Source organism: Leptospira sarikeiensis, from assembly GCF_004769615.1.
Lineage (GTDB): Bacteria > Spirochaetota > Leptospiria > Leptospirales > Leptospiraceae > Leptospira_B > Leptospira_B sarikeiensis.
In genome coordinates this window covers 1-1153 of the sequence record NZ_RQGF01000044.1, presented here as the reverse complement: position 1 = coordinate 1153, position 1153 = coordinate 1, and the positions used below count along the sequence as shown (strand labels likewise).

Here is a 1153-nt window from a genome sequence, read left to right as displayed (position 1 = left end):
TATCTCTCCCCACCAAAGCTCACAATTAAAGCCTACTCTAACGATCGTACTGAAGGTACGATCGCTTCATCCGCTAATTTCCGACATACTTCTCATCAACAACATGATTCAAATCGCGTTCTGACTCCATACAACACTAGCTTCTATACTGCTATTACCAAAAAGGTTTTGTCCGACTTCTATCCAAAACACTGCAAGAATTGTAGTGATGTAATGGATAAAGAGATTTCTACGCGTCCGGATGTGATTCGATGCAAAGTCTGTCATTACCAGACTTCACGTCTTAGCTACACTCCACTTCATCATTTCAAATTACCGTTATGGATGTTTGGATTTGTATTCTATGAATCGCTGGTTCAATATCCAAAAGTTCTGACTGCTACCGAGATAGGTGTGCGTTTACGTATTAGTGGGAAGGCCGCTTCTCTTCTCAAGAGACGGTTTCAGCTATTCTGTTCTCAGCAACTTCCTGTTTATAAGAAGTTGGCGTACAATGATTTAGCTGTGCGGTTCCGCGATTTTGTGTTATCTGATGCTGATATCGATATTACTGCTGAAATGGCGAATCGGCCTTATGTATGCGCTGATACAGCCGTTTTGTATTCAGCCAGTGAGCGTGCGAATAAAGGTCGTAAACGGTATCGTCATGGTGGTGCTACTGCTTCTATATATCTTTCAGAGAAACTGGGAGGTAAACAAGTAGGGACTCTTGTTCAAACCATTGCTGTTAAAGGTGGTCCTGCCTTCTTCACCTCAGTTCCCAATCAAAAAGCAAATACTCTGGGACCTATTATTAAAGAACATCTTCCCGCTTCTACTCCGCTATTCACTGATCAAGGATACCCGTGGCTTTGGGGTATTTACAAGAATCACAGAAGTGTGAATCACAATGCGAAGTCTGTGGAAGGCCGATATCGCTGGGCTCGTAACAGGTGGAGCAAGAATGGAGTTCATAATCAAGTTGCAGAAGGAAATCAACGTCTTCTTAAAACTGCATTCGCATCTTACGGATACATAAGGCCGCAAAATTCTACTCTCTATTTGAATGAGTTCTCTTTTATTAAGAATGCACGAGTCTTTGGACTCGATGTGTTGGCGCCAATTTCTACTCATGCGCCGCAAGCGGCGCCTGTGAGGATTGGTGCGAAGGGAT

General features: G+C 43.1%; 1 protein-coding gene. It reads left to right on the top strand.

Annotation, left to right across the window (positions count from 1 at the left end; genetic code table 11):
• Positions 1-24: 24 nt before the first annotated feature.
• Positions 25-1153: transposase (locus EHQ64_RS20135; RefSeq protein ID WP_246048865.1), on the top strand; the 1129-nt coding region annotated here is incomplete at its 3' end.